Genomic DNA, 24,418 nt, shown 5'->3' with positions numbered 1-24,418 from the left:
GATGACCCCGGATCAACAATTTACCCGTTGGATCAAATGGTCCATGGCTGGCTTTGCCACCCTGTTTGCCTATTTTCTGATAGCCGACCTGCTGATGCCCCTCACCCCTCAGGCGATGGCGACCCGGGTGGTCACCAAGCTGGCCCCCCAGGTGAGCGGCAAGGTGATCGAGGTCGCCATTCACAACAACCAGCAGGTCAAGAAGGGGGATCTGCTGTTCAGGCTCGATCCGGCCCCTTTTGAACTGGCGGTGGAGCAGGCCCGCCTAGCGCTGGCGCAGGCAGAGCAGCAGAACAGTGAACTGGATGCCGCCCTGACAGCTGCCGTTGCCGAGATCAACGCCAAAGAGACGCTGGCCAGCCAGAAATGGCGCGAGGCTGAGCGCATCGATGCGCTCTACCAACGTCACATGGTTTCGCTGCAACAAAAAGATGAAGCTGACAGCGCCCTGCGCAGCGCCCAGGCCAACCTGCGCGCCAGTCAGGCCAAGCTGGCCCAGATCAAGGCCAGTCGTGGCGTGACCGGTGAGGATAATCTGTTGCTGCGCCAGGCCCGCAACAAGCTGGCGCAAGCGCAGCTGGCCCTCTCTTACAGCCGGGTCCACGCGGATCAGGATGGCACCATCACCAACCTGCAGCTCAAGCCGGGCAGTATCGCCAGCTCCGGCAGCCCGCTGCTGGCACTGGTGTCGGAACAGGTGGACGTCATTGCCGATTTTCGGGAGAAGAGCCTGCGCCATATCGGTGAGCAAACCCGCGCACTGGTGGCCTTCGATGGCGAGCCGGGTCAGCTCTATCCTGCCCGGGTAAGCAGTCTGGATGCCGGAGTGAGTGCCGGTCAGTTTGATGCCAATGGTCGACTGGCCGCACCGGTGGAGTCGGATCGCTGGGTACGGGATGCCCAGCGGATGCGGCTGCACCTCGAGCTGGAGCAGCTCCCCGACCATCTGCCAGCCGGGGCGCGGGCCACGGTACAACTGCTGCCGGACAATGCCCTGACCGCCATGCTGGCACGAGGCCAGATCCACCTGCTCAGCCTGCTCCATTATGTCTACTAACCACGCCACTCACCCGTCGGCCAATACCGCCCCAGCACACCCCGCCGGTGGTGCTGCCACCCACCTCTGGTATCGGCCCCTCACCGGCAACGAGCTGCGCCAGTGCCTGCGCATCGCCTTTGGCTGCACTACGGGCTTTCTGCTCTGCAAGCTGTTTGGCTGGAGTTACGGGGTCTTCTATACAGTCACGCCGGTGCTGCTGCTGGGGATGGTGCCGGTGATGAATGGCCATGCCGCGCGCCAGCTGATCGCGGCGGCTGTGGTCTGTGGGGTGGAGGTCGGTCTGCTGGGGGGACTGTTTGGCAGCCATCCGGCGCTGATGACCCCTATCGCCTTTCTGCTGTTTCTCTACCGCTTCGCCGCCATGTCGCGGGGCAGCCTGTTTCTGTTCGGGGCCAACGGAGTGCTGAGCCTCAGCATCATGCTGCACTTTGCCAGCTATCCGCAGACCGACCTCAACGACCTGATCCTCAACAATATCTGGGCGAGCATGCTGTCGGTGCTGATCGCTTCCCTGATGACCATGCTGATCCCGGATGTGGATGCAAGACCCAAGCCCGCCTCGGCCCCCAAGTCGCCGCACCGGATGCGCCATGAAGCCCTGCTGGGGGCCACAGTGGCCACCCTGTCGTTTCTGGTATTTCAGGTGTTTGACCTGCGCGACTCCATGTCTGCCCAGGCCACAACCCTGCTGGTGCTGTTCCCCATGCACTGGAACGGTGCGCTGAGTTATGCCCGCAAACGGGCGATGGGCACCTTGCTGGGTGTCACCTTCGGCTTGCTCGGCCAGTTGCTGCTCTATGACTGGTCAGGGCAACTGCTGCTGGTCGCCCCGTTACTGTGGCTCGGCGCCATGCTGTTCAGCCATGCCCACGTCAAGGAGGCAGGCGGCTCCGGGGTCGGCTTTGGCGCCCTCACCACCCTCGGCATCCTGTTTGGCCAATACCTCACTCCGGGCAACGATCTGGTGTTCAGCGCCCTCTACCGGGTGAGCAGCATCCTGTTTGCCATCGTGGTCACCCTGCTGGCCTGCTACCTCGTCCACCGGTTGCTCAATCGCTTCGAGGCGACCCGCTTCGGTTATTGATTTCCTGTTGTAAGCACTGTTGTCAGCCCATGGATGAGCTCTCTTTCGCCCCGTCGCCTGCCGGGGCGTTTTTTCTCTCCCTCGTGTGCCTCCCTTGTCATCCCCCCACCACCACAGCTCAGCGCAGAAGTACGGCTATGCTTGTAAGGCTGCTGTCGATGAGGTGTACCTATGGTCGCGTTGTTAAAAAAATGGCTGGTTTGTCTGATGCTGTTGGCTACCAGCCCACTCGGGGCCACACCGCTTGTCATTGGTGCCGAAGATGACTGGGCCCCCTACTGCGAGCGCGACAAGGACAATGAGGATGACCAGCCCCACGGACTGGCGCCTGAGCTGGTCAAGGCGGTGTTCGCCGCCGAAGGGATCGAGATTGTCTTTCGCACCCTCCCCTTCGCCCGCTGCATGCACGATGCGAAAAGCGGCAAACTTGCGGGGTGCTTCAACGCCACCATCACCGAAGAGAACCGCTACCAGTACCATTGGCACGATACCCCCATGTTCGAGGAGGATCTTGCCATCTTCGCCCTTGCCAGCGACCCGCAACGGGATCTCAAGCTCACCTCGCTGGAAGGCAAGCGGGTGGGCATCACCCTCGGCTACACCTACCCCACCGATTTTATGGAGAACCCCAGGATCACCCGCTTTCAGGCCAAATCCGATGCCCAGATCCTCGAGATGCTGGTACGCGGCCGGGTCGACTACATCCTGATGAACGGCATGCCGGGCTATCTCAAGATCCAGCAGAAGCAGCTGACCGGCAAGGTGGTCAAGGTTGGCAAACTCTCCACCGATGGCTTCTGGCTCGCCTTCTCCCGCCACCACCCGCAAGGGGAAGCGCTCGCCAAACAGTTCGAGCAGGGGCTGCAGAAGATCAAAAACAACGGCATCTATGAGACGCTGATCCGCCAGTTTGAAACCAGACTTGGCCTCTACTGATGGCGATACCTTCCTGATTGCGCCCCCCTCATACTCGCGCGGTATGCCGGACAGCCAGCGACGCACCGAATGGCCGTGCGGATTGCACAATAACGGCAACCTGTTAGGCTCACGCCCGTATGACACCAATGGAGCTGTAATCATGAATAAGGTACATATGATGGCCGCTGGTGCGCTGGCCCTCGGCCTGCTCGCTGGCTGCAATCAGGGCAATACCCTCTCAGTCACTGGTGGCGAACCGGTCAGTTATCAGTGCGAGCAGGGCAAGAAGGTGCAGGTGCGCTACTTCTCCCTCTCCGACGAGAGCCTCAACTTTATCAAGCTGTCACTGCCGGACGGCAAGGATTACACCCTGCCCCAGGCCATTTCGGCCTCCGGCGCCCGCTATACGGACGAACATGAGGCCGTCTGGTGGAACAAGGGGGATGAGGGCTTTGTCGAGCTTCGGGATCAGGATGGCGAGTGGCAGACCGCCTACAACGACTGCAAACAGCAATAAACGTGACCCCGGCCTGGCCGGGGTCTCTCTTTCTCTGGCATCAGAGTGGTGGGGGATCAGTTGATCTCGATCTCGAAGCGGTTGGTCACCTCGACCGGAATGGCATCCGGGTTGCCCTCTGCCGGGCTGTAGCGGATCCGCGAGAGGGTCGCCAGCGCGCTCTGTTCCAGTTCGCCGGGGGGCTCGGCCGCCACCACTTCCGGCTTGACCGGCGTGCCGCTGGCGTCGATTTGATAGCGAACTTCCACATACCCCTTGACCGGTTTGGCTGGCAGGGCTGGCTCGTCATTACCAAGCCATGACCACTGCTTCTCCTGAACCCAGTAGCTGGACAACTGCTCGAGAGGGATAGCGATCGGAGCGCGCTCGTGCGCCACCTCCTGACGGGATGAGCACCCCAGCAACAGTGTCACTGCCAGACCTGACCATACTGCGACTTTCCACTTCATGTAACGCTCCTTGTTCTTTGCCGGTGCTTGTTGCCGGACTGCAGGACGCTCAACGCGGCCCGCTTGGTCAGTCACCCATCCTAACGAAAAAGTATTCGTATGAACATGAACAAAAGGACCAACCCCGAGAGGTTGGCCCTTTTATCGTCAATGAGCTCACTAACCAGCCGCTGGCATCAGCCGCGCTTGTCACTCACCACCAGCCAGAGCGCATGGACCATACCCGGCAGACCGCCCATCAGGGTCAGCACTATGTTGATTAGAAAGTGCAGGCTAAAGCCCACCTGGATAAAAGCGCACACAGGGGGTAGGAAAATGGCCAGCAGGATCTTGAGCAGATTGTTCATCTCGGCTCTCCTTTTCAAAAATGTCGTCAGGATTGGAATGGGCTAACCATAAACATCCCGGACTTCAACTGCAAACCAGACAGGGAATTCGCTCACCCGCATCACGCCAGGCATTGAGATTGTGGATCTGCTGATTGCTGCTGCCACGCCAGAGCAAACCGGGATCCGCCAACGCCTTTTCAAACTTGCCATCCACCAGCACATCCAGCAAGGCAACCAGCTCACGCTGGGCCTCTGACAGCTCGCCGAGCAGATAGCCGGTCCAGCACCAGATATCCTTGCCCGGACACTCGGCGCGCACCCGTTTCACCAGCGCCAGCACGTGGGGCACGTTGGCCGGGTGGAGCGGATCGCCGCCGGAGAGCGACAGACCTCGCCGTTTGATGCGGCTGTCGTTGAGGTCGCTAATGACGCGATCGCTCATCGCCTCATCGAACGGCTTGCCGCCATCGAGCCGCCAGGTGCTCTGGTTGTAGCAACCCGGGCACTGGTGCTCGCAACCGGAGACAAACAGGGTGGCACGGGTGCCGGGGCCATTAATCACATCGACCGGGTAGTATTGGTGGTAGTGCATCGCTTGTTTCCTGCCTCGTTCACGGGAAGGCGGCATGGTTGCCGCCCTCCAATGAAAATGGCCCCTTGAGTCAGGGGCCAGCTCTTCATCGCCTGTGCGCTTACATATGTTTGACGCGGCGCTTCACCTCTTCCTGCTTGCCCGCATTGAAGGGGCGCGCATCCGGGCTGCCGAGGTAGCCGCAGACACGGCGGGTCACCGACACCTTGGCCGGGTCGTGGTTGCCGCAGCGCGGGCAAGTAAAGCCCTTGGAGGTACATTCGAACTCACCGGTGAAGCCGCAGTCGTAGCACTCGTCGATGGGAGTGTTGGTACCGTAGTAGGGCACCTTGTCATAGCTGTAGTCCCAGACGTTCTCCAGCGCTTCCAGATTGTGCTGGATGTTGGGGTACTCGCCGTAGCAGATGAAGCCACCGCTGGCGATGGGCGGATAGGGCGCCTCGAAGTCCAGCTTGTCGTACGGGTTGACCTGCTTCTCCACATCAAGGTGGAAGCTGTTGGTGTAGTAACCCTTGTCGGTCACGCCGGATACCACGCCAAACTCCTTGGCATCGATGCGGCAGAAACGGGTGCAGAGGTTCTCGCTCGGGGTGGAGTAGAGGCTGAAGCCGTAGCCAGTCTCCTCTTTCCACTCATCGATGGCCGCCCTGAGACGGGCGATGATAGCGATGGCTTTCTGTTGCAGCTCGGCGCTGTCAAACAGGTGCACCTTGTCACCAAACAGGGCGTTGATGGTCTCGTGAACCCCGATATAACCGAGGGAAATGGAGGCGCGGCCGTTCTTGAAGATCTCGCTGACGTTGTCGTCCGCCTTGAGGCGCACGCCGCAAGCCCCTTCCATATAGAGGATCGGTGCAACCCGTGCTTTCACCCCGTCCAGACGGGTGATGCGGTACATCAGCGCCTTCTTGGCGACCCGCAGGGAGGCATCGAGACGATCCCAGAAGTCCGCTTCGTCACGGGATTTCAGCGCAATGCGCGGCAGGTTGAGGCTCACCACACCCAGGTTGTTGCGACCTTCGTGGATCAGCTCGCCATTCTCCTCGTAGGCGCCGAGGAAGGATCGGCAACCCATGGGAGTCTTGAAGGAGCCGGTCACCTTGACCACCTGGTCGTAGTTGAGGATGTCCGGATACATCCGCTTGGAGGCACACTCCAGCGCCAGCTGCTTGATGTCGTAGTTGGGATCGCCCTGCTTGTGGTTGAGGCCATCCTTGATGGCGAACACCAGTTTCGGGAACACGGCGGTCTTCTTGTTCTTGCCAAGGCCAGCGATGCGGTTCCTGAGGATGGCGCGCTGGATCATCCGCGACTCCCAGCTGTCCCCCAGACCAAAGCCGAAGGTGACGAACGGGGTCTGACCGTTGGCGGTGTGCAGGGTGTTGACCTCGTACTCCAGCGACTGGAAGGCGTCGTAGCACTCTTTCTCGGTGCGAGCCATGGCGTAGGCTTCCACATCGGCAATGCCCCACTCTTCAGCCACTTCACGGTGTTTCTGCCAGCTGATGGTCACATAGGGGGCCAGCACTTCGTCGATGCGGTTGATGGTGGTGCCGCCATAGATGTGGCTCGCCACCTGGGCGATGATCTGGGCGGTCACCGCCGTGGCGGTGCTGATGGATTTCGGAGTATCGATCTCCGCATTGCCCATCTTGAAGCCGTGAGTCAGCATCCCTTTCAGATCGATCAACATGCAGTTGAACATCGGGAAGAAAGGTGAGTAATCGAGATCGTGGAAGTGCAGATCACCGCTCTCATGAGCCTGAACCACATCACGGGGCAGCATGTGGCTGGTGGCATAGTGCTTGGCGACGATACCGGCCAGCAGGTCGCGCTGGGTCGGGATCACCTTGGAGTCTTTGTTGGCATTCTCGTTGAGCAGGGCGGCATTGGTCTGCTCAACCAGACCGCGGATCTCCTGCGCCAGACGGCCGCGCGCCTCGCGAGCCTGATCTCTGTCGTGACGATATTCGATATAGGCACGGGCGATGGCCTTGTCGTCGGAAGCCATCAGGTGGTTTTCGACCCGGTTCTGGATCTCGTGGATATCAACTTCACCACGCCCTTCCAGCTCCTGACTCACGGCATTGGCAATGCGGGAGGCGAGTGCCGGATTGGCCTGATTGACCGCTTCCGCCGCACGGCTGACCGCCTCTGCAATCAGCTGGGCATTGAATGGTGCGCGACATCCGTCACGTTTGATCACAACCGGTTTCATGGATTTTCCCCGTTAAAAGGCCAGGCATTTGCCTCTGGCTCACCCTTGTTGGGCCCCCCTCCCGGCATCTCGTCCTGGACGCAAATAAATTCAGCCGAGGCTTGACAAGCCTGGGCTGAAGATAGGAGGGGAACAGCTTATACACAGCTTAATAACACAACATATAGGGATTAAAAACGAATGCGTCCCTATATGTGGTGTCTATTAGGCACCAAAGCGCATCCTCATTTCTTGATCCAGAACAGGTTTTTCAGCGAGCGGGACAGTTCACGACCAACCAAAAAAGAGCCCCATTCAAATCCAACCTCAAGCAGAGTGCGGGCTGGAGTCTGATCCATCAACCCGAAAAAAAATCGCCTCCCACCGCACAGGTTTCGAGATGACAGCGTCAACCAAAACCGCCCATACTGAACAAGAACTCTCTCCCCCTCGACAAGGGATAACCCATGCGCACCTCCCTGCTGTTGCTACTGCTATCAACCCTCTCACTGCCGCTCTGGGCCGCCAACATTCTGGTGATCAGCAGCTACCATCCCGAATACCTGTGGGAGCAAAGCTACAACAAAGGGCTGCTAGATGGCTTGCAGGGGGAGCACAAGATCACCCACTTCTATATGGACACCAAACGCCATCCACGGGAGAAGTTCGACGAGATCGCCCAGCAAGCCATCGCCTTTTATCTGAAGAGCAAACCGGATCTGGTAGTACTGGGGGATGACAACGCCATCAACTATCTGGCCAACGAGATCGCCTCGCTGGGCACCCCGGTGGTATTTCTCGGCATGAACGAGAATCCGCGCCTCAAGGGCTTTGTCGGCCACCCCAAGATCACCGGGGTGCTGGAACGCCCCCTGCTCAAGCGCAACATCAGCGAAATAAGCCAGATGATGGGAGGGCTTGACAAGGCGCTGGTACTGTTTGATTCCAGCAATGTGGCCCTCACCGCTATCGAGGATGAATTCAAGACCCAGACCGAATTGCGAGTCGGCCAGACCCGGGTCAACAGCCAGCTGATGGGGGATTACAGCCTCTGGCAGGAGGCGGTGCTCAACGCCAAGAAGAATGCCTATCAGGCAATCTTCCTCGGCCTCTACCACACGCTGGTCGACGATAATGGCAAGCATGTGAGCGAACAGACGGTGCTGGAGTGGACCAGCGCCAACACACCGGTTCCTCTCTTCTGTTTCTGGGAGTTTGCCGTCGGCAAGGGGATGGCCATCGGCGGGCTGGTACTGGACGGCCACGATCAGGGGTTGCAGGCAGCGTCCCTTATCAACACCATACTGGCGGGCACCCTGCCCCGTACTATCTCCCCGCGAGCGGCCCTGCGCGGCGAATATGTCTTCAGCAAGAGCGAGCTGGCCCGCTGGCAGCTCACTGTGCCCGACAAATGGCACAACAAAATCATGTGGCGTGAGTAACAATAAGTAACCCGGCACATTGGCCGGGTAACACCTGCACAGTCAGATGACTGATGACCGAAAGCCGCGTGCGTCAGCTGGCAGCAAAAGGCAGGGAGAGGCGCTTGGCAAGCGCCTGGAAGTGCTGGCTGATCTCGGCACCAAACAGAGGATCACCGATAGCTCGGTTCTGCCAGTTTTGCTCCAGATGACGCCAGTCATCCTCGGTCAGGGAGTCACGCAGATGGGGGAAGATCACCCCTTCTTCGTAGTTCATGTGTGCCTCTTGCAGCTCCACGAAGCGCTCCAGCTTGGCGGTGAACTGATCGAGCGGGATCACCGCATCCATCAGGATCATCTCCACCATCTCCTTGAGCTCGGTCCCCGCCTCCAGCAACTTGAGATGCTCCTCATGCAAGCGGTTCGCGACATCCCCCTCCACCACCCGGTATTTCAGGTAGTAGTCATAGACAAGATCTTCCTTGGGGTGGTGATACTTGTCAGAAACCTCCCGCAGATAATCGATGACATCGCGCACCAGAAAATAGCTGATGGGTTGCTCGGCACGAATGGCGGCTAGCTTCTGCTTCAGCAGATCCAGCAGTCGGGCGATATTGAGGTGATCCTTGTGCAAACTCGATAACATGGGCACTCCTTGGCGCTGAAATAAAATGTTACTTTCCTGAGTATACGGTCATTTGTCGCCCGAACTTTGCACTCAATCAAGTGGTTGGCAGACAGATTGCCATTCGATCGGGCTTTTACCCTGCAATTCCAGCAGGCGGTTGGTCTCGGAAAAGTGGCCGCAGCCGATAAAACCACGGTGGGCTGAAAGGGGGCTGGGATGGGGTGCCGTCAACACGTGGTGGCGCTGCCGGTCGATAAAACGCCCTTTCTTCTGGGCATGGGAGCCCCACAACAGAAATACCACCCCGTTACAACTGGCATTGATCTGCTCGATGACCCGATCGGTGAAGGTTTCCCACCCCAGATGGGCATGAGAGTGTGCCTGACCGGCCTGCACTGTCAGCACTGTGTTGAGCAGCAGAACCCCCTGTCTGGCCCAGGACTCCAGAAAACCGTGATTGGGTGTGACGAAACCAGGCAGATCCCGCTGCATCTCCTTATAGATGTTGACCAGTGAGGGGGGAGTACGCACCCCGGGCAGGACGGAGAAGCAGAGACCATGTGCCTGATTCGGGCCATGGTAGGGATCCTGCCCCAGGATCACCACCTTGACCTGATCCAGTTCGGTCAGTTTGAAAGCATTGAACACATCGGCCGGGGGGGGGTAGATCACCTTGCCCGCTTCCCGCTCTGCCCTGACGGTCGCCAGCGTACACTTGAAATAGTCCTGCTCTTTTTCAGAGCCAATCACATCACTCCAGGTCAGCACCCCGGCCTCCTCACTTGATACGGCGAAGGAGTCAGGATAGGGGGGCAGCCCGCAAGACGCAACCGTGACTCACACTTTCCAGAGCCTGGCGAGCCGGCCGGAGCGCTCCAGTTTGTGCAGACCGGCGTTAAACAGCAACATCAAGCGGCGGGCATCGGGATCGGCCTTGCGCATCAGCAGATAGCCCGGCTGGGACCAGATGGGATCGAGGGCACCACTCAATGCTGCCGCTTGGGGATGACGAGAGAGAACCTGCTGAAACAGAACCTGTGCCACCTGTTCATCCATGACCAGATAACGAATGCGTCCGGTGAGCAGTTTCTCCATGCTCTCCTCATCGGAGTCGGACCACTCAAGAGACAGCTCGGATTGTCTTGCTGCAAACCCTTCACCATAAAAATAGCCACGGGTAACCCCGACAGGCTCGTTTTTCAGCTCACCCAAACTGACCAATGGCGAACCATTAAGTGCAAGCAGACGGGTCGTAAATTTGCCCAGCGATGCAGAGAGATAGAAGTGCTGCTCGCGCTCGCGAGAGCGAAACCAGGGCATGGTAATCATATAACGCCCTTCAAGAGTCAGGCTGTATGCCTCAGACCAGGGGTAGAAATGAAAGCTGACATCGACCCCCTGCTCGGCAAAGGCCTCACGTACCACCTGACAGAGAAACCCCTGATTGGGCAGCGACTCACTGATATAAGGCGGCCATTCGCCCACCGCTATGCGTACTGTTTCGGCCCGGACCACAGCTGTGATTGCCCAGCAACAGAACAGGGCCAACCATCCCCACATTCGCCACCTGATATTCACCCGACACTCTCCTTGCTTTCTGCTGAGTGTAGCCAACTCCTCAATCCACCACAGAAAAGCCGAAAAAGATGTAGTTAAATTACTAGATTAAAAAGGTAAAAGATGCATAATTTTGATATCTTACAAAATCATAAAAATGACCTATTTTTGATTAAACTCAAGAATTTAATCCCATTTAAATGGCACTTTATTGATTTTTATTGATCTAGATCAATTTTAGTAATATTACCAACATGGTATATATGACCCCATCAAAGCAAAGGTGTAAGGCAAGGGCCCTTTAAGCCACCGCAATTAACGGTAGCTTAAATACATCAGGGTAATTTCCTTACAGTTGGATTCGCGTTCCCATTGAGGAGTCATACCATGATCAAAGGCATTCAAATCACCCAGGCTGCCAACACCGCCCTGCTGAACTCTTTCTGGCTGCTGGACGAAGAGAAGCAACAGGCTCGCTGCATCTGTGTCAAAGGCGATGCCTTTGCTGCCGATCAGGAAGTCGCACTCTCTGATCTGGGTCAGTTCGAATACCGCGAACTGCCTGTTCAGGCCGAACCGGCTGTTGAAGGTGGTCAGCACCTGAACGTCAACGTGCTGCGTCGCGAAACCCTGGAAGATGCTATCGCGAATCCGGAGAAGTACCCGCAGCTGACCATCCGCGTATCTGGCTACGCAGTGCGTTTCAACGCCCTGACCCCGGAACAGCAGCGTGACGTGGTTACCCGTACTTTCACCCAGAGCCTGTAATCAGCGTCCTGCAGTGAACCGCTGATACTTGCTGTATCAGCACAAAAAACGGCCTGTCGGCCGTTTTTTTATACGTGCTTTCACTGGGCAAGCGTAAAAAACAAGGCCTCGCATTGCGAGGCCTTGTGATAAGTGCTTGTCCCATCAAGCAGAGGTATCCAGGGGCTCAAAACCCTTGATCAGGTCATCGATGGCCTTCATCTGTTTGAGGAAGCCTTCCAGCTTGTCGAGCGGCAGGGCGCTCGGGCCATCACAGCGGGCAATTTTCGGATCCGGGTGTGATTCGATAAAGAGACCGGCCAGACCGACCGCCATGCCGGCGCGCGCCAGCTCGGTCACTTGCTCGCGACGGCCACCGGAGGCGGCACCCAGCGGATCACGGCACTGCAGGGAGTGGGTCACGTCGAAGATCACCGGATAGCCACCGGTGCTCTTCTTCATCACGCCCAGACCCAGCATGTCCACCACCAGGTTGTCGTAGCCGAAGTTGGCACCGCGCTCGCACAGGATCAGCTGATCGTTGCCGCACTCCTCAAACTTGTCGGTGATGTTCTTCATCTGGCTTGGGCTGAGGAACTGCGGCTTCTTGATGTTGATGACGTTGCCGGTGCGGGCCATGGCTTCCACCAGATCAGTCTGGCGCGCCAGGAAGGCGGGCAGCTGGATAACGTCCACCACCTCGGCGACCGGCTTGGCCTGATGGGGTTCGTGCAGATCGGAGATGACCGGCATGCCGAAGGTCGCTTTCAGCTCCTGGAAAATCTTCATACCCTCTTCCAGACCCGGACCGCGGTAGGAGTGGATGGAGGAGCGGTTGGCCTTGTCCCAGCTCGCCTTGAAGACAAACGGGATGCCCAGCTTGCTTGTCACTTCCACGTACTTCTCGCACACCGCCATCGCCATGTCGCGGGATTCCAACACGTTCATGCCACCAAACAGCACGAACGGTTTGTCGTTGGCAACGTCGATCTGGTTGATCTTGATATTCTTCTGTTCCATCTAAGACTTCCTTAATGAAGGGGCCTGAAGCCAAGTTACTCCGTTGCAGCCGAGCGCTGCGGCCTTGATATTCTTCTGTTTCAACTCCAAGACATCCTTAATAAAAGGGCCTGAAGCCTAGTTACTCCGTTGCGACCGGACGCAGCGGCCTTGATATTCTTCTGTTTCAGTTTCAAGCCGCCCTTAATGGAGGGGCTTGGGGCTCAGATCCAGCGCGGCCAGCTGTACTTTCAGCACATCGGCGACCGGATCGTCCGGGCATTGTTCAATAAAATATTCAAAATCGTCGGCGGCCTGGCGCGGGCAATCGAGCTGCTCGTAGATAAAGCCGCGATCCCGCGTCTCCAGCGGATCGCCGGGCTTCATCCGCAGCAACAGCTCGCTGCAACGCAGCGCCTCGGGCATGCGATCTTCCCGCAGCAGGGCCCCCTTGCTGACGTTGAGCAGCCGTTCGATGATCTCCCACTGGCCGGAGGGCTGCAGGTAGTCGGGAGTGAGGGTCGCCAAGTCCCCCAACGCACCGCGCAGCAGCAGCTCGATGCGGGCCAGACTCAGCTCGTCGCCGGTAAAGGGGTCGACATAGACCTCCCCCTCGCCACCGGCAAAGCTCACCAGGAAGTGGCCGGGGAAGCAGATCCCCTCCACATCGAGCCCGAGCTTGCGCCCCAGCTGGATAATGAGAATGCCGAGGCTGACCGGGATCCCCTTGCGCTGAACCAGCACCTGATTGAGATCGCAGTTGTTGGCAGAGAAATAATCCTGCCAGTCGCCATGAAAACCGAGGCTGTGGTAGAAGCCCTGCAGCAACTGCTGGCGCACCTCGTCGCAGGTGCCCTCTTCGATCTGCTCGTCCAGCCACTCGTCCAGCAGGTTCAACTCGCGCATCCCCTCCTCGACCGAGCCATAAATTTCGTCACTGACTGACAACGCCAGCTCGGTGATGTCGTGGGCTTCGAAATCGGTCCATTCGTCTATGTGTAACATTCTCTTCATGCCTTAGCCGAACACACTCGTCTGTTTGAGCACTGCCAACTTGGCAATAAAGTAGATCCAGCCGAGCGCCCCCAGAAAGGAGCACCAGCGCACCAGATTGCTTTTGGCCAGCCGCAGCGCCATCGCCGCCAGAAATACCAGCACCAGAATGGCCATCAGCTTCTCGCTGAGCCAGGGCGTTCCGTTATTGAGCGGGTTGAGATCCAGCACCATGCAAAGCAATACGCCGGAGAGCACCACCAGTCCGTTGAGCCAGCCGCTGACCTTCATCACCGGCGCGCTGTAGGCACGGCCAGTGGCGGTCTGCACCCAGTAGAAGCGGAGCATAAACATCAGCACGGCCCCGGCTATCAGGGTGAGGTGCAGGTGCTTGAGCACAAAAACCATATTAAATCCTTGTATGGCGGCGCACAGGCGACCCGCCGTGTAACAGTAAGGGGCCGTCAGCGCAGCGGGCAGAGGCCCAGCGTCACCCTGTCGTTATCCCCGTAATCGCGCACCGTGGCTACCTCGCGGTAGCCGCCATCGCGCAGCAACTGACGCACCGCCTCCCCCTGATCCCAGCCATGTTCCAGCAGCAACCAGCCATCGGTCAGCAGATAAGCGGGGGCATGGGCCACGATGTGGCGGATATCGGCCAACCCGGCGTCATCGGCAACCAGCGCCGAGCGGGGTTCAAAGCGCACGTCACCCTGCTCGAGATGGGGATCGGCGCCATCAATATAGGGGGGATTGGAGACAATCACCGCAAATCGTGGCGTCTTGTCGCAATCCGGCTCGCCCAGCGGCTCGAACCAGCTGCCATCGCGCACCTCGATGGGCAATCCCAGCGCGACGCTGTTCTCGCGGGCCAGCGCCGCGGCATCCGCCATCCGATCCACCGCCCATACATCGACCTCGGGTCGCTCGGACTTGAGCGCCAGCGCGATGGCGCCGGTGCCGGTGCCCAGATCCAGCACGGCGCACGGCCCTTGCGGGATTTTGGTCAACGCCTGCTCGACCAGCACCTCGGTATCGGGGCGCGGGATCAGGGTCGCCGGACTTACCTTGAGGGGCAGCGACCAGAACTCCCGCTCTCCCACCAGATGGGCGATGGGTTCGCCATTGAGACGTCGGGTCAGCCACTCCTGCAGGGTGGCCTGCTGGGCAGCATCCAGCTCGCGCTCTGGCCAGGTCATCAGATAGCTGCGGCGGCAATCGAGCAGATGGCAGAGCAGCACATCGGCGTCGGCGCGGGGGGATTCCCCCTCTGCCAGCACAGCCATGATATGGGCGCGGGCCTGCTGGATCTGCATCAGTGCCACTCCACCTTATGGGCAGCACACTTAATGCGAGCTTGCCGGATCACCATTTGCATCAGTTGTTCTCGGCCAGCGAGGCGAGCTGATCGGCCTGATACTCCTGCACCAGCGGGGTGATGATGCAGTCCAGATCCCCTTCCAAAATTTCGGAGAGGCGATACAGGGTGAGGTTGATGCGGTGCTCGGAGAGGCGCCCCTGCGGGTAGTTGTAGGTACGAATGCGCTCGGAGCGATCACCGGAGCCCACCAGATTGCGGCGGGTGCTCTGCTCGGCGGCACGGTGGCGCTCATCCTCGGCCGCTTGCAGACGGGCAGAGAGCACTGACATCGCCTTGGCGCGGTTCTTGTGCTGGGAACGCTCGTCCTGACACTCCACCACCAGACCGGTCGGCAGGTGAGTGATACGAATGGCCGAGTCGGTCTTGTTGACGTGCTGACCACCGGCACCGGAGGCACGGAAAGTATCGATCTTCAAGTCGGAAGGGTTGATCTCGATCTGCTCGGCTTCCGGCACTTCCGGCAGCACCGCAACGGTACAGGCGGAGGTGTGCACCCGGCCCTGAGATTCGGTCTCCGGCACCCGCTGCACCCGATGACCACCGGATTCAAACTTGAGGCGGCCATAGACGCGCTCGCCGTCGATCTTCGCGATCACCTCCTTGTAGCCACCGTATTCACCGTCGTTGCAGCTGACGATGGAAACGCGCCAGCCCTGACGCTCGGCAAACCGTGAATACATGCGGAACAGGTCACCGGCAAAGATGGCCGCTTCGTCACCACCGGCACCCGCGCGGATCTCCAGATAGCAGTTGTTGTCATCCTTGGGATCCTTGGGCAGCAACATCAGTTGCAGCTCCTGCTCCAGCGCCTCCAGATTGGCCTTGGCCAGCGGCAGCTCCTCCTGCGCCATCTCGCGCAGGTCGGCATCCTCCTCCTCCAGCATCATCTGGGTGGTCTCCAGATCATCCTGAGCCTGACGGTAACGCTGGAAGGCGTGAACGATATCTTCCAGCTGGGCATATTCGCGGGTCAGGGCGCGGTAGCGATCCTGATCCGAGACCACGTCTGGCTCGCCGAGCATGGCCTGTACTTCTTCGTGGCGCTCGATGAGGCCTTCCAGCTTTCTGATCAGTGACGGATTCATAACTCTTGCATTCTCAATGGAGGACGGGACAACCGGCAGGTTGCCCGAAAATTATGGCTCTTGTGACAACCCCAGCGCCTGCCGCAAGCGGGAGAGCTCGCTCTGATCCCCCTGGGAGGCAGCCTGGCGCAACGCCTGGGTCGGCGCGTGGATCAATTTGTTGGTGAGGCGATGAGCCATCGCCTTGAGCGCCTGTTCGGCACTCTCGCCCTGGGCCAGCGCCAGCAGGGCGCGTTGCAACTCTTCGTCAGCCACTTGCTGGGACTGATGGCGGTAATCGCGAATGAGGTCGACCGAGCTCTGGCCGCGATACCAGCCCATAAACTCGTCGCGCTCTTCCTGCACGATCACTTCCGCCTGTGCGGCGGCCCGTTTACGGGTTTCGAGGTTCTGCTCGATGATCCCCTGCAAATCATCCACCGTGTAGAGATAGGCATCGGAGAGCTCATCGACTTCGGCTTCGATGTCGCGCGGCACGGCAATATCCACCAGAAACATCGGCTTGAAGCGGCGGGCCTTCAGCGCGCGCTCCACCATCCCCTTGCCGATGATGGGTAAAGGACTGGCCGTCGAGCTGATGACAATATCCGCCTCGTGCAGATAGTCGGGGATCTCTTCGAGCGTCATCACCTGGGCACCGAATTCGGCCGCCAAGGTCTGGGCACGCTGCAGGGTGCGGTTGGCCACCATCATCTTGGTGACGTTCTGCTCGCGCAGGTGACGGGCAACCAGTTCAATGGTCTCCCCCGCCCCGACCAGCAGCACCTTGGTCTGGGAGAGATCGGAGAAGATCCGCCGACCCAGGCTGACGGCGGCAAAGGCCACCGACACGGCACTGGCGCCAATCTCGGTATCGGTGCGCACCCGTTTGGCCACCGAGAAGGATTTCTGGAACAGCCGCTCCAGCGCCCCCTTCACCGACTCCGCCTGCTGGGCATGGGCGTAGGATTGCTTGATCTGCCCCAGGATCTGCGGCTCCCCCAGCACCAGCGAGTCGAGCCCGCACGCCACCCGCATCAGGTGGCGCACCGCCTCTTCATCGTGATGCTGATAGATGGCAGTGACCAGTTCGGCAGCGTCCAGCCCGTGGAACTGTTGCAGCCAGCGCAGCACTTGCTCCTGCCGCTCCTCCTCCAGATTGCAATAGAGTTCGGTCCGGTTGCAGGTGGAGACGATCACCGCCTCGCTGACACCGGGTTGGCTCACCAGTTCACGCAAGGCGCGATCGATGCAGTCCGGGCCAAATGCGACCCGTTCCCGCAAGGCGACACTGGCGGTGTTGTGGTTGATTCCGAGGGCAAGCAAACTCATGAGTGGGCGACGATCATTTCATACGCTGGGTGCAAAGGCTGCCAATTGTACGAGAAAGGGTAAGTCTTTAAAAGCAATACGGCCGCCCCGTATACTGTGGCAAATTCCTCTCTCTGGAGCCGTCTCTTGCTGCTACGTATTTTTACCCTCACCTGCCTGCTGTTGCTGGCCGGTTGTGCCACCACCCAGCCCCAGCGTGACCAGGTGAACTGGAACCAGGAGCGGGCCCGTCTCGAGCAACTGACCCACTGGCAGCTATCCGGCAAGATGGCCATCATCACGCCACAGCAAAAGGGCAGCGCCCGTCTCAACTGGCAGCAGGATGGGGAGGATTATCGCCTCAACCTCACCAGCCTGATTGGTACCAGCATTCTGGAGCTCTCCCGCAGCAAGGGAGAGATCACCCTGCTCGACAGCGACGGCAATCGCCACCAGAGCCAGGATGCCGAAACGCTCATCTATCAACTGACCGGCTGGAATATTCCGGTTGCGGGATTGCCAGAGTGGATCAAGGGGCTGCCGGGTCAGGCGGAGTTTGAACTCAACCCCGACAGCAGTCTGGCCAGCGTGCGCGACGGCCAGTGGCAGATCGTCTATGGCGATTATCGGGATCAGGATGGCTACCGCCTGCCACACCAGCTGACCATGACCGGCCAGAACAGCCGCCTCAAGCTTCAGATCAACCAATGGACTCTTGCACGTTAATGGCTTCCACACGCTGGCCGGCACCGGCCAAACTCAACCTGTTTCTACACGTCAATGGCCGTCGTCCCGATGGCTATCACGAGCTGCAGACCCTGTTTATCTTCCTCAACCACAGCGACTGGCTCGAGTTCGAGGTGATACCGAATAGCGACACTCTCACCCTGAGCCCGGCCATTCCCGGTGTGCCGGATGAGCAGAATCTGATTATCCGGGCGGCGCGCCTGCTGCAGGCAACCCTGTCGAGCCCGCAAGGTGCCCATATCCGGCTGGAAAAAGTGCTGCCCATGGGAGGCGGTATTGGCGGCGGTTCATCCGATGCAGCGACCACGCTGGTAGCGCTTAACCACCTCTGGCAGGCGGGTTTGAGTGAAGATGAACTGGCTGCGCTCGGCGTCCAGCTGGGGGCCGATGTGCCGGTGTTTGTCCGTGGCAAGGCGGCCTTTGCCGAAGGGGTGGGCGAGCGGCTGCAACCGGTCGAACTACCCGATGCCTGGTATCTGGTACTCAAACCCGATTGCCATGTAGCGACCGCAGCCGTATTCCAGGATCCGGAGCTGCCGAGAGCCACGCCGAAAATGTCGCTGGACAACCTGCTGGAAGGCGAGTGGAAAAACGATTGCGAATCACTGGTGAAAAAGCGCCACCCCGAGGTTGCCAATGCGCTCGGCTGGTTGCTAGAATACGCGCCGTCAAGAATGACGGGCACAGGAGCCTGCGTCTTTGCTCAATTTGAAGACGAAGTGACTGCTCGGGAAGTGTTGGCCTGCGTGCCGAAGGGACTTGATGGGTTTGTCGCCAAGGGCGAGAACATATCACCTCTCTTCTCCACATTGCAACAGTTCAAATGATTGGGGTATCGCCAAGCGGTAAGGCAGCGGGTTTTGATCTCGCCATTCCTAGGTTCGAATCCTAGTACCCCAGCCAATTTTACCGAACGGTATTGATGATGATTAACGTGGCCGGTTTTGCACTCGGCCACGGATTCGGGTTACCGGTATCATCACATTCATTGGGCAGCAGACACCTTGTACGTTATCTTGATAAATCGTTTGCCCCAAAACGATAGGGTCTGATTTCAGACTCCCCCACATACTGGATGCAACCCCGAGGTTTCAAACCGTGCCTGACATGAAGCTGTTTGCTGGTAACGCAACGCCGGAACTAGCCCAGAAGATCGCAGATCGCCTGTTTATCAAACTCGGCAATGCTGCCGTAGGTCGCTTTAGCGACGGCGAGATCAGCGTACAGATCAATGAGAATGTACGTGGTGGCGATATCTTCATCATTCAATCCACCTGTGCCCCGACCAACGACAATTTGATGGAATTGATCGTCATGGTGGATGCTCTGCGTCGTGCTTCAGCTGGCCGTATCACTGCCGTTATCCCCTACTTTGGTTATGCCCGTCAGGACCGCCGCGTCCGCTCCGCCCGTGTACCCATCACCGCCAAGGTTGTCGCTGACTTCCTCTCCAGCGTCGGTGTGGATCGCGTGCTGACCGTTGACCTGCATGCCGAGCAAATTCAAGGTTTCTTCGACGTTCCGGTAGACAACGTGTTCGGTAGCCCGGTGCTGCTGGAAGACATGAAGTCCAAAAACCTCGAGTCTCCTGTCGTTGTCTCCCCGGACATCGGTGGCGTCGTGCGTGCCCGCGCCATCGCCAAGCTGCTGGATGACACCGACATCGCCATCATCGACAAGCGCCGTCCCCGCCCGAACGTCTCCCAGGTCATGCACCTGATTGGTGACGTTGCCGGCCGCGACTGCATCATCGTTGATGACATGATCGACACCGGCGGCACCCTGTGCAAAGCCGCAGAGGCCCTGAAAGAGCGCGGTGCCAAGCGTGTATTCGCTTACGCTACCCACCCGGTCTTCTCCGGTTCCGCCGTCGAGAACATCAAGAACTCCGTGATCGATGAACTGATCATCACCGACTCCATCCCGCTCACTGCGGAGATGAAAGCGGTCGGCAAGGTCAAGCAGCTGACTCTGTCAACTGTACTGGCCGAAGCCATTCGTCGCATCAGCAACGAAGAGTCCATCTCTGCCATGTTTGAGCATTGATAGATTCAGCAATAACGAAAACCGCCATCAGGCGGTTTTCGTCTTTCTGGACCTTCTCTTTCCAACTTTCTGCTATCTGGTACGACCCTGCCCCCAGCAGGCTTAAGGATTTACCCATGAATTGCTTGCGTCCCCTCCTGCTCGCGACCCTCACCTCCGCCCTGTTCGCCTGTCAGCCCGCCAAAGAGAACCCGCCCTTCGTGCTGACCCTGGCTCACATGAACGACACCCACTCCCAGTTTGATCCGGTCAATGCCGAGATCAAAGGGCAGATCTTTGCCCAGCAGGGGGAGATGGACACCCTCTATACCCGCTTTGGCGGTTACCCGCGCCTGCTGACCATGGCGAAAGCCTATCAGGCCGAGGCGCTGGCCAAGAACCAGCCCTTGCTGCTGCTGCACGGCGGTGATGCCTGGCAGGGCAGTGGCTACTTCAAACTCAACGAGGGGATGGCCAACGCCGAGTTGCTGAGCCAGTTCGGCCTCGATGCCATGGCGCTGGGCAACCACGAGTTCGATCTGGATAACCAGAAGCTGGCCCGCTTCATCGAGGGGGTCAACTTCCCGGTGCTGGCCGCCAACCTCGACACCAAGGCCGATCCGGCCCTCAGCAAGGCTGACAACCTCAAGCCCTTCGTGGTCTACGCCTTTGACGGCAACCAGAAGAGCCCGGTCACCGATCTCGACAACCTGCCGCAAGGCAAACAGCTGGTCGCCGTCATCGGTCTGGTGCTGGAAGACATGGGCAATATCGCCCCCAACGTCGGCAAGCTGCGCTTTGGCAAGGAGGTCGCCTCGGCTCAGGCCACGGTCGACATGCTGCAAGCCAAGGGGATCCACCAGATCGTGGCGCTGACCCACATCGGCAACGAGCGGGATCTGGCGCTGGCGGCCAAGGTAAACGGCCTCGATGCCATCGTCGGCGGCCACTCCCACAGCCTGCTCGGCGATTTTCGCAATATCGGCTGGGGCAAGACCGGCGATTACGCCAAGCTGGTGACCAATCCGGATGGCATCGGCAAAACCTGCGTGGTGCAGGCGGGCTCCTACGCCCAGGCCATCGGTCTGGCACAGATAACCTTTGACAGCCAGGGTCAGGTGACCGACTGCCAGGGCCACAATAGCCTGCTGGCCAGCCGCGACTTCTTCGCCGATGCGGCGCGCAAGCAAGCGCTCGACGATGCCCGCAGCAAAGAGGCAAGCCAGTTTGTCGACAGCCAGCCCAATCTGGTCACCGTGGATGAAGATCCGCGTCTGCGCGGCATCATCGACAGCCACTACAAACCGGCGCTGGAGAAAGCCTACGGCCCGGTGATCGGCACCATCCCCGAGCAGCTGCAAAATGCCCGTCGCCCCGGCGACAACGGCAGCGACAGCCACGGCTCAGATGTCGCGCCGCTGGTTGCCGAAGGGGAGTTCTACTGGGCCAATACCCCAGCAGTGCAAGCCCTGACCGGCGGCCCGGTCGACTTCGCTCTAGTGGCGGTGGGCGGCGTGCGCGCCGACCTGCCCGCTGGCGAATGGCGCGAGGGGGACAGCTCCCTCACCCTGCTGCCGTTCAAGAACCAGCTCTCGGTGCTGACCCTGACCGGTGCCGAGGTACGCGCCCTGCTGACCGAGACCATCACCGCCACCCTGCCCGCCAGCGCCCATGCCGGCAAGTTCCCCTATGGCGGTCACCTGCGTTACACCTTCCAGGAGACCGACGCAGGCAAGGCGGGCACTCTGACCCAATTGCAGCGCAAAACCGCAAGCGGCGAGTGGCAGGATCTGGTGGATAGCCAGCGCTATCGGGTGGTGATGAACGCCTACAGCGCCAACGGCAACGATGGCTGGCAGGCACTGGCCAATGCCCAGCGTCAGAAGAGCGAGCGGGTCGATATCGCCAGCGTCAATGGCAAGTTGACCGCCTTCCCGGTGTTGAAAGTGGCACAAAACGGCGAACTGCTGAGCGCCGTCTATGCCCCGGACCAGGCCCTCGATTGCAAGGCCAGCGGCGTGGATTGTGGCACCGATGCAGCGTCTTTCGTGGAGTATGTGCGCGATGCCCGTCCCACCCTGACCGCACTGGATGAAGAGACCGTCACCTTGCTGCGTGCCAAATAACGACGGTAGTCAACCGGGCACAATCCATCGGTAAGCTGAAACGGGCCTCTTGCAAGAGGCCCGTTTGCCCACCGTTAGCCACCCATTGGCCGCAATAATGCTGCAAATCCCGCCATAACATGCGCATTGGTTGAGTGATCGCCACTCGGCGGCTAGAATATTGCGTCCTATTGCCCTGGGTAGTGTGCCCACGGCAGCTGCGAGTGAAGACATCAAGCGTGACAAGCGAAATCAAACTGATCGTCGGACTGGGCAACCCCGGCCCGGAATATGCTAAGACCCGCCACAATGCGGGCGCCTGGTATGTGGAGCAACTGGCCCGCTGGCACAATGTTAGCCTGCGTGAAGAACCCAAGTTCTTCGGCCATACTGCCCGCATCCTGGTCGAGGGGCAGGATGTGCGGCTGCTCATCCCGAACACCTACATGAATCTCTCTGGCAAGGCGGTGGCCGCACTGGCGCGTTTTTATCAGATTGAGCCGGAAGCGATGCTGGTGGCCCATGACGAACTGGATCTGCCGCCGGGCATCGCCAAGTTCAAGCAGGGTGGTGGTCATGGTGGCCATAACGGCCTCAAGGACATCATCGCCAAGATGGGCAACAACAATAACTTCTTCCGGCTGCGTCTCGGGATCGGCCATCCCGGCAGCAAAGAGCAGGTGGCTGGCTTCGTCCTGACCAGGGCCCCCAGCAGTGAACAGAACCTGATCGACGCCGCGCTGGACGAATCCCTGCGCGCCACCGATATCCTGTTCAAACAAGATATGACCAAGGCCATGAATCGCTTGCACAGCTTCAAAGCCGAATAAAGCATGACACGGGCCGCCTACGGGCGAGCCTCACAGCATCCATCAAGTAAGGTAACAATCCATGGGTTTTAAATGCGGTATCGTGGGCCTGCCCAATGTAGGCAAATCCACCCTGTTCAACGCACTGACCAAGGCCGGTATCGAAGCCGCCAACTTCCCGTTCTGCACCATCGAGCCGAACACAGGTGTGGTGCCGATGCCGGATCCCCGCCTCGATCAGCTGGCTGCCATCATCAATCCGCAGCGCGTTGTACCGACCACCATGGAATTTGTGGACATCGCCGGTCTGGTTGCCGGTGCCTCCAAGGGTGAAGGTCTGGGTAACCAGTTCCTGGCCAACATCCGTGAAACCGAAGCGATCGGCCACGTAGTGCGCTGCTTCGACGACGAGAACATCATTCACGTTGCCGGCAAGGTCTCCCCTGCTGACGATATCGAAGTGATCAACACCGAGCTGGCCCTGTCGGATCTGGACGCCTGCGAGCGCGCCATTCACCGCCAGTCCAAGCGCGCCAAAGGCGGCGACAAGGATGCCAAGCTTGAAGTAGAAGTGCTTGAGAAGATCAAGGTCGCACTGGAAAACGGCCAGATGATCCGCGGCATGAAGCTGGATAAGGAAGAGCTGGCCGCCGTGAGCCACCTCAACTTCCTGACCCTGAAACCAACCATGTATATCGCCAACGTGGCGGAAGATGGCTTCGAGAACAACCCCTATCTGGACAAGGTGCGTGAAATCGCCGCCGCCGAGAACGCGGTCGTGGTCGTGGTCTGCTGTGCCATCGAAGCCGACATCGCCGAACTGGACGACGAAGATCGCGCCGAGTTCATGGCTGACCTTGGTATCGAAGAGCCGGGCCTGAACCGCGTGATCCGCTCCGGCTACCAGCTGCTCAACCTGCAGACCTACTTCACCGCCGGTGTGAAAGAGGTGCGCGCCTGGACTATTCCGGTCGGTGCTACTGCCCCGCAAGCGGCTGGCAAGATCCACACTGACTTTGAAAAAGGCTTTATTCGCGCCCAAACCATCGCCTTTGAAGACTTTATCAACTACAAGGGTGAGCAAGGCGCCAAGGAAGCGGGCAAGATGCGCGCTGAAGGGAAAGATTACATCGTCAAAGATGGCGATATCATGAATTTCCTGTTCAACGTCTAATCCCATGACAGGCCAGCATTTGCTGGCCTGTTTTTTATCTGCCATTGCCCGGGCAATCATGGCAATGTCGTAAAAAAAAGCAGATTGTTGGGCTTTTGCGCAACAGAGACCAATAACTGGTCAAACGCACTCAAATTGCGTTTTTCTGGCAAAAAAAGGGTTGACGCCCCAGAGCCAGATACGCATAATTCGGCCCGCACAGTGACGAGGTAACGACTCACCGGAAGCAAGGTTGGCTATGTAGCTCAGTTGGTTAGAGCATCGCACTCATAATGCGGGGGTCACAGGTTCGAATCCCGTCATAGCCACCA

At 59.1% G+C, this 24,418-nt stretch carries 24 protein-coding genes, 2 tRNA genes and 1 pseudogene; 14 read left to right on the top strand and 13 right to left on the bottom strand.

Annotated features, from left to right (window positions below; genetic code table 11):
• The first annotated feature begins 1 nt into the window (after nucleotide 1).
• The 4 genes from G5221_RS05440 to G5221_RS05425 all read left to right on the top strand — a co-directional run bounded on the left by G5221_RS05440 (nucleotide 2) and on the right by G5221_RS05425 (nucleotide 3,579).
• Complete coding sequence (locus G5221_RS05440) at nucleotides 2-1,057, top strand: HlyD family secretion protein (protein WP_227341125.1); 1,056 nt, start codon at nucleotides 2-4, stop codon at nucleotides 1,055-1,057.
• The gene (locus G5221_RS05435) at nucleotides 1,047-2,144 is read left to right on the top strand and encodes a DUF2955 domain-containing protein (RefSeq protein WP_227341127.1); all 1,098 of its coding nucleotides are present in this window, start codon (nucleotides 1,047-1,049) and stop codon (nucleotides 2,142-2,144) included. Before G5221_RS05440 ends, G5221_RS05435 begins: the two co-directional genes overlap by 11 nt.
• Nucleotides 2,145-2,315: 171 nt before the next feature.
• Nucleotides 2,316-3,080, top strand: a complete 765-nt coding sequence (locus G5221_RS05430) for a substrate-binding periplasmic protein (RefSeq protein ID WP_075115715.1) — start codon at nucleotides 2,316-2,318, stop codon at nucleotides 3,078-3,080.
• Nucleotides 3,081-3,222: 142 nt separating this feature from the next.
• Nucleotides 3,223-3,579 (top strand): MliC family protein, encoded by a 357-nt coding sequence (locus tag G5221_RS05425; RefSeq protein WP_005338437.1) that lies wholly within the window; start codon nucleotides 3,223-3,225, stop codon nucleotides 3,577-3,579.
• A 56-nt stretch (nucleotides 3,580-3,635) separates the two neighbouring features.
• Here G5221_RS05425 and G5221_RS05420 read toward each other — a convergent pair whose 3' ends face one another.
• From G5221_RS05420 to nrdD, 4 genes are all read right to left on the bottom strand, one after another.
• Nucleotides 3,636-4,028 (bottom strand): TonB family protein, encoded by a 393-nt coding sequence (locus G5221_RS05420; RefSeq protein ID WP_005358848.1) that lies wholly within the window; start codon nucleotides 4,026-4,028, stop codon nucleotides 3,636-3,638.
• Nucleotides 4,029-4,204: 176 nt separating this feature from the next.
• Complete coding sequence (locus G5221_RS05415; RefSeq protein WP_005338440.1) at nucleotides 4,205-4,375, bottom strand: YqaE/Pmp3 family membrane protein; 171 nt, start codon at nucleotides 4,373-4,375, stop codon at nucleotides 4,205-4,207.
• 64 nt (nucleotides 4,376-4,439) lie between these two features.
• Entirely contained in the window at nucleotides 4,440-4,949 is a 510-nt protein-coding gene (gene nrdG / locus G5221_RS05410) for an anaerobic ribonucleoside-triphosphate reductase-activating protein (RefSeq protein ID WP_128815586.1), read from the bottom strand.
• Nucleotides 4,950-5,049: 100 nt separating this feature from the next.
• Complete coding sequence (gene nrdD / locus G5221_RS05405; RefSeq protein WP_201997898.1) at nucleotides 5,050-7,167, bottom strand: anaerobic ribonucleoside-triphosphate reductase; 2,118 nt, start codon at nucleotides 7,165-7,167, stop codon at nucleotides 5,050-5,052.
• Between the two features lie 446 nt (nucleotides 7,168-7,613).
• Here nrdD and G5221_RS05400 point away from each other — a divergent pair, with 446 nt between their 5' ends.
• Nucleotides 7,614-8,588, top strand: a complete 975-nt coding sequence (locus G5221_RS05400) for an ABC transporter substrate-binding protein (protein ID WP_227341129.1) — start codon at nucleotides 7,614-7,616, stop codon at nucleotides 8,586-8,588.
• Between the two features lie 73 nt (nucleotides 8,589-8,661).
• Here G5221_RS05400 and G5221_RS05395 read toward each other — a convergent pair whose 3' ends face one another.
• From G5221_RS05395 to G5221_RS05385, 3 genes are all read right to left on the bottom strand, one after another.
• Nucleotides 8,662-9,213: a hemerythrin domain-containing protein gene (locus tag G5221_RS05395; RefSeq protein ID WP_216951846.1), complete on the bottom strand. Its 552-nt coding sequence runs from the start codon at nucleotides 9,211-9,213 to the stop codon at nucleotides 8,662-8,664.
• A gap of 72 nt (nucleotides 9,214-9,285) precedes the next feature.
• Nucleotides 9,286-9,963: a uracil-DNA glycosylase gene (gene ung / locus G5221_RS05390; protein WP_227341130.1), complete on the bottom strand. Its 678-nt coding sequence runs from the start codon at nucleotides 9,961-9,963 to the stop codon at nucleotides 9,286-9,288.
• A 69-nt stretch (nucleotides 9,964-10,032) separates the two neighbouring features.
• Nucleotides 10,033-10,755 carry a substrate-binding periplasmic protein gene (locus tag G5221_RS05385; protein ID WP_227341131.1) on the bottom strand — a complete coding sequence of 241 codons (723 nt, stop codon included), beginning with the start codon at nucleotides 10,753-10,755 and terminating at the stop codon, nucleotides 10,033-10,035.
• Nucleotides 10,756-11,139: 384 nt separating this feature from the next.
• Here G5221_RS05385 and grcA point away from each other — a divergent pair, with 384 nt between their 5' ends.
• Complete coding sequence (gene grcA / locus G5221_RS05380; RefSeq protein ID WP_216951849.1) at nucleotides 11,140-11,520, top strand: autonomous glycyl radical cofactor GrcA; 381 nt, start codon at nucleotides 11,140-11,142, stop codon at nucleotides 11,518-11,520.
• 144 nt (nucleotides 11,521-11,664) lie between these two features.
• On the opposite strand, the gene kdsA is transcribed toward grcA, so the two are convergent.
• The 6 genes from kdsA to hemA all read right to left on the bottom strand — a co-directional run bounded on the left by kdsA (nucleotide 11,665) and on the right by hemA (nucleotide 17,268).
• Complete coding sequence (kdsA, locus tag G5221_RS05375; RefSeq protein ID WP_216951850.1) at nucleotides 11,665-12,519, bottom strand: 3-deoxy-8-phosphooctulonate synthase; 855 nt, start codon at nucleotides 12,517-12,519, stop codon at nucleotides 11,665-11,667.
• A gap of 183 nt (nucleotides 12,520-12,702) precedes the next feature.
• Nucleotides 12,703-13,503, bottom strand: coding sequence for a SirB1 family protein (locus G5221_RS05370; protein WP_005334938.1), 801 nt, complete (start codon nucleotides 13,501-13,503; stop codon nucleotides 12,703-12,705).
• Between the two features lie 12 nt (nucleotides 13,504-13,515).
• Nucleotides 13,516-13,899, bottom strand: coding sequence for a SirB2 family protein (locus G5221_RS05365; protein WP_005334939.1), 384 nt, complete (start codon nucleotides 13,897-13,899; stop codon nucleotides 13,516-13,518).
• Nucleotides 13,900-13,955: 56 nt separating this feature from the next.
• Entirely contained in the window at nucleotides 13,956-14,807 is an 852-nt protein-coding gene (gene prmC / locus G5221_RS05360) for a peptide chain release factor N(5)-glutamine methyltransferase (RefSeq protein ID WP_227341132.1), read from the bottom strand.
• Between the two features lie 61 nt (nucleotides 14,808-14,868).
• Entirely contained in the window at nucleotides 14,869-15,957 is a 1,089-nt protein-coding gene (prfA, locus tag G5221_RS05355) for a peptide chain release factor 1 (protein ID WP_213386574.1), read from the bottom strand.
• A 51-nt stretch (nucleotides 15,958-16,008) separates the two neighbouring features.
• Complete coding sequence (gene hemA, locus G5221_RS05350; protein ID WP_005362209.1) at nucleotides 16,009-17,268, bottom strand: glutamyl-tRNA reductase; 1,260 nt, start codon at nucleotides 17,266-17,268, stop codon at nucleotides 16,009-16,011.
• Between the two features lie 126 nt (nucleotides 17,269-17,394).
• Here hemA and lolB point away from each other — a divergent pair, with 126 nt between their 5' ends.
• From lolB to G5221_RS05310, 8 genes and pseudogenes are all read left to right on the top strand, one after another.
• Nucleotides 17,395-17,973 carry a lipoprotein insertase outer membrane protein LolB gene (gene lolB / locus G5221_RS05345; RefSeq protein WP_227341133.1) on the top strand — a complete coding sequence of 193 codons (579 nt, stop codon included), beginning with the start codon at nucleotides 17,395-17,397 and terminating at the stop codon, nucleotides 17,971-17,973.
• Nucleotides 17,973-18,843, top strand: a pseudogene (gene ispE, locus G5221_RS05340) (4-(cytidine 5'-diphospho)-2-C-methyl-D-erythritol kinase). The gene lolB and the pseudogene ispE overlap by 1 nt, the downstream one beginning before the upstream one ends.
• Nucleotides 18,823-18,897, top strand: a tRNA-Gln gene (locus G5221_RS05335). Before ispE ends, G5221_RS05335 begins: the two are co-directional and overlap by 21 nt.
• 195 nt (nucleotides 18,898-19,092) lie before the next feature.
• Complete coding sequence (locus G5221_RS05330; protein ID WP_005343846.1) at nucleotides 19,093-20,040, top strand: ribose-phosphate pyrophosphokinase; 948 nt, start codon at nucleotides 19,093-19,095, stop codon at nucleotides 20,038-20,040.
• Nucleotides 20,041-20,156: 116 nt separating this feature from the next.
• Nucleotides 20,157-22,145, top strand: a complete 1,989-nt coding sequence (locus G5221_RS05325) for a bifunctional metallophosphatase/5'-nucleotidase (protein ID WP_421262944.1) — start codon at nucleotides 20,157-20,159, stop codon at nucleotides 22,143-22,145.
• A gap of 218 nt (nucleotides 22,146-22,363) precedes the next feature.
• The gene (pth, locus tag G5221_RS05320; protein ID WP_227341136.1) at nucleotides 22,364-22,954 is read left to right on the top strand and encodes an aminoacyl-tRNA hydrolase; all 591 of its coding nucleotides are present in this window, start codon (nucleotides 22,364-22,366) and stop codon (nucleotides 22,952-22,954) included.
• A 61-nt stretch (nucleotides 22,955-23,015) separates the two neighbouring features.
• Nucleotides 23,016-24,107 carry a redox-regulated ATPase YchF gene (gene ychF, locus G5221_RS05315; protein ID WP_005353921.1) on the top strand — a complete coding sequence of 364 codons (1,092 nt, stop codon included), beginning with the start codon at nucleotides 23,016-23,018 and terminating at the stop codon, nucleotides 24,105-24,107.
• Between the two features lie 234 nt (nucleotides 24,108-24,341).
• A tRNA-Met gene (locus G5221_RS05310) sits at nucleotides 24,342-24,418 on the top strand.

It is taken from the genome of Aeromonas sp. 602200 (genome assembly GCF_049173895.1).
Lineage (GTDB): Bacteria > Pseudomonadota > Gammaproteobacteria > Enterobacterales > Aeromonadaceae > Aeromonas > Aeromonas veronii_A.
Note: the sequence above shows the minus strand (reverse complement) of the source record. Positions and strands in the feature narration are given on the sequence as shown.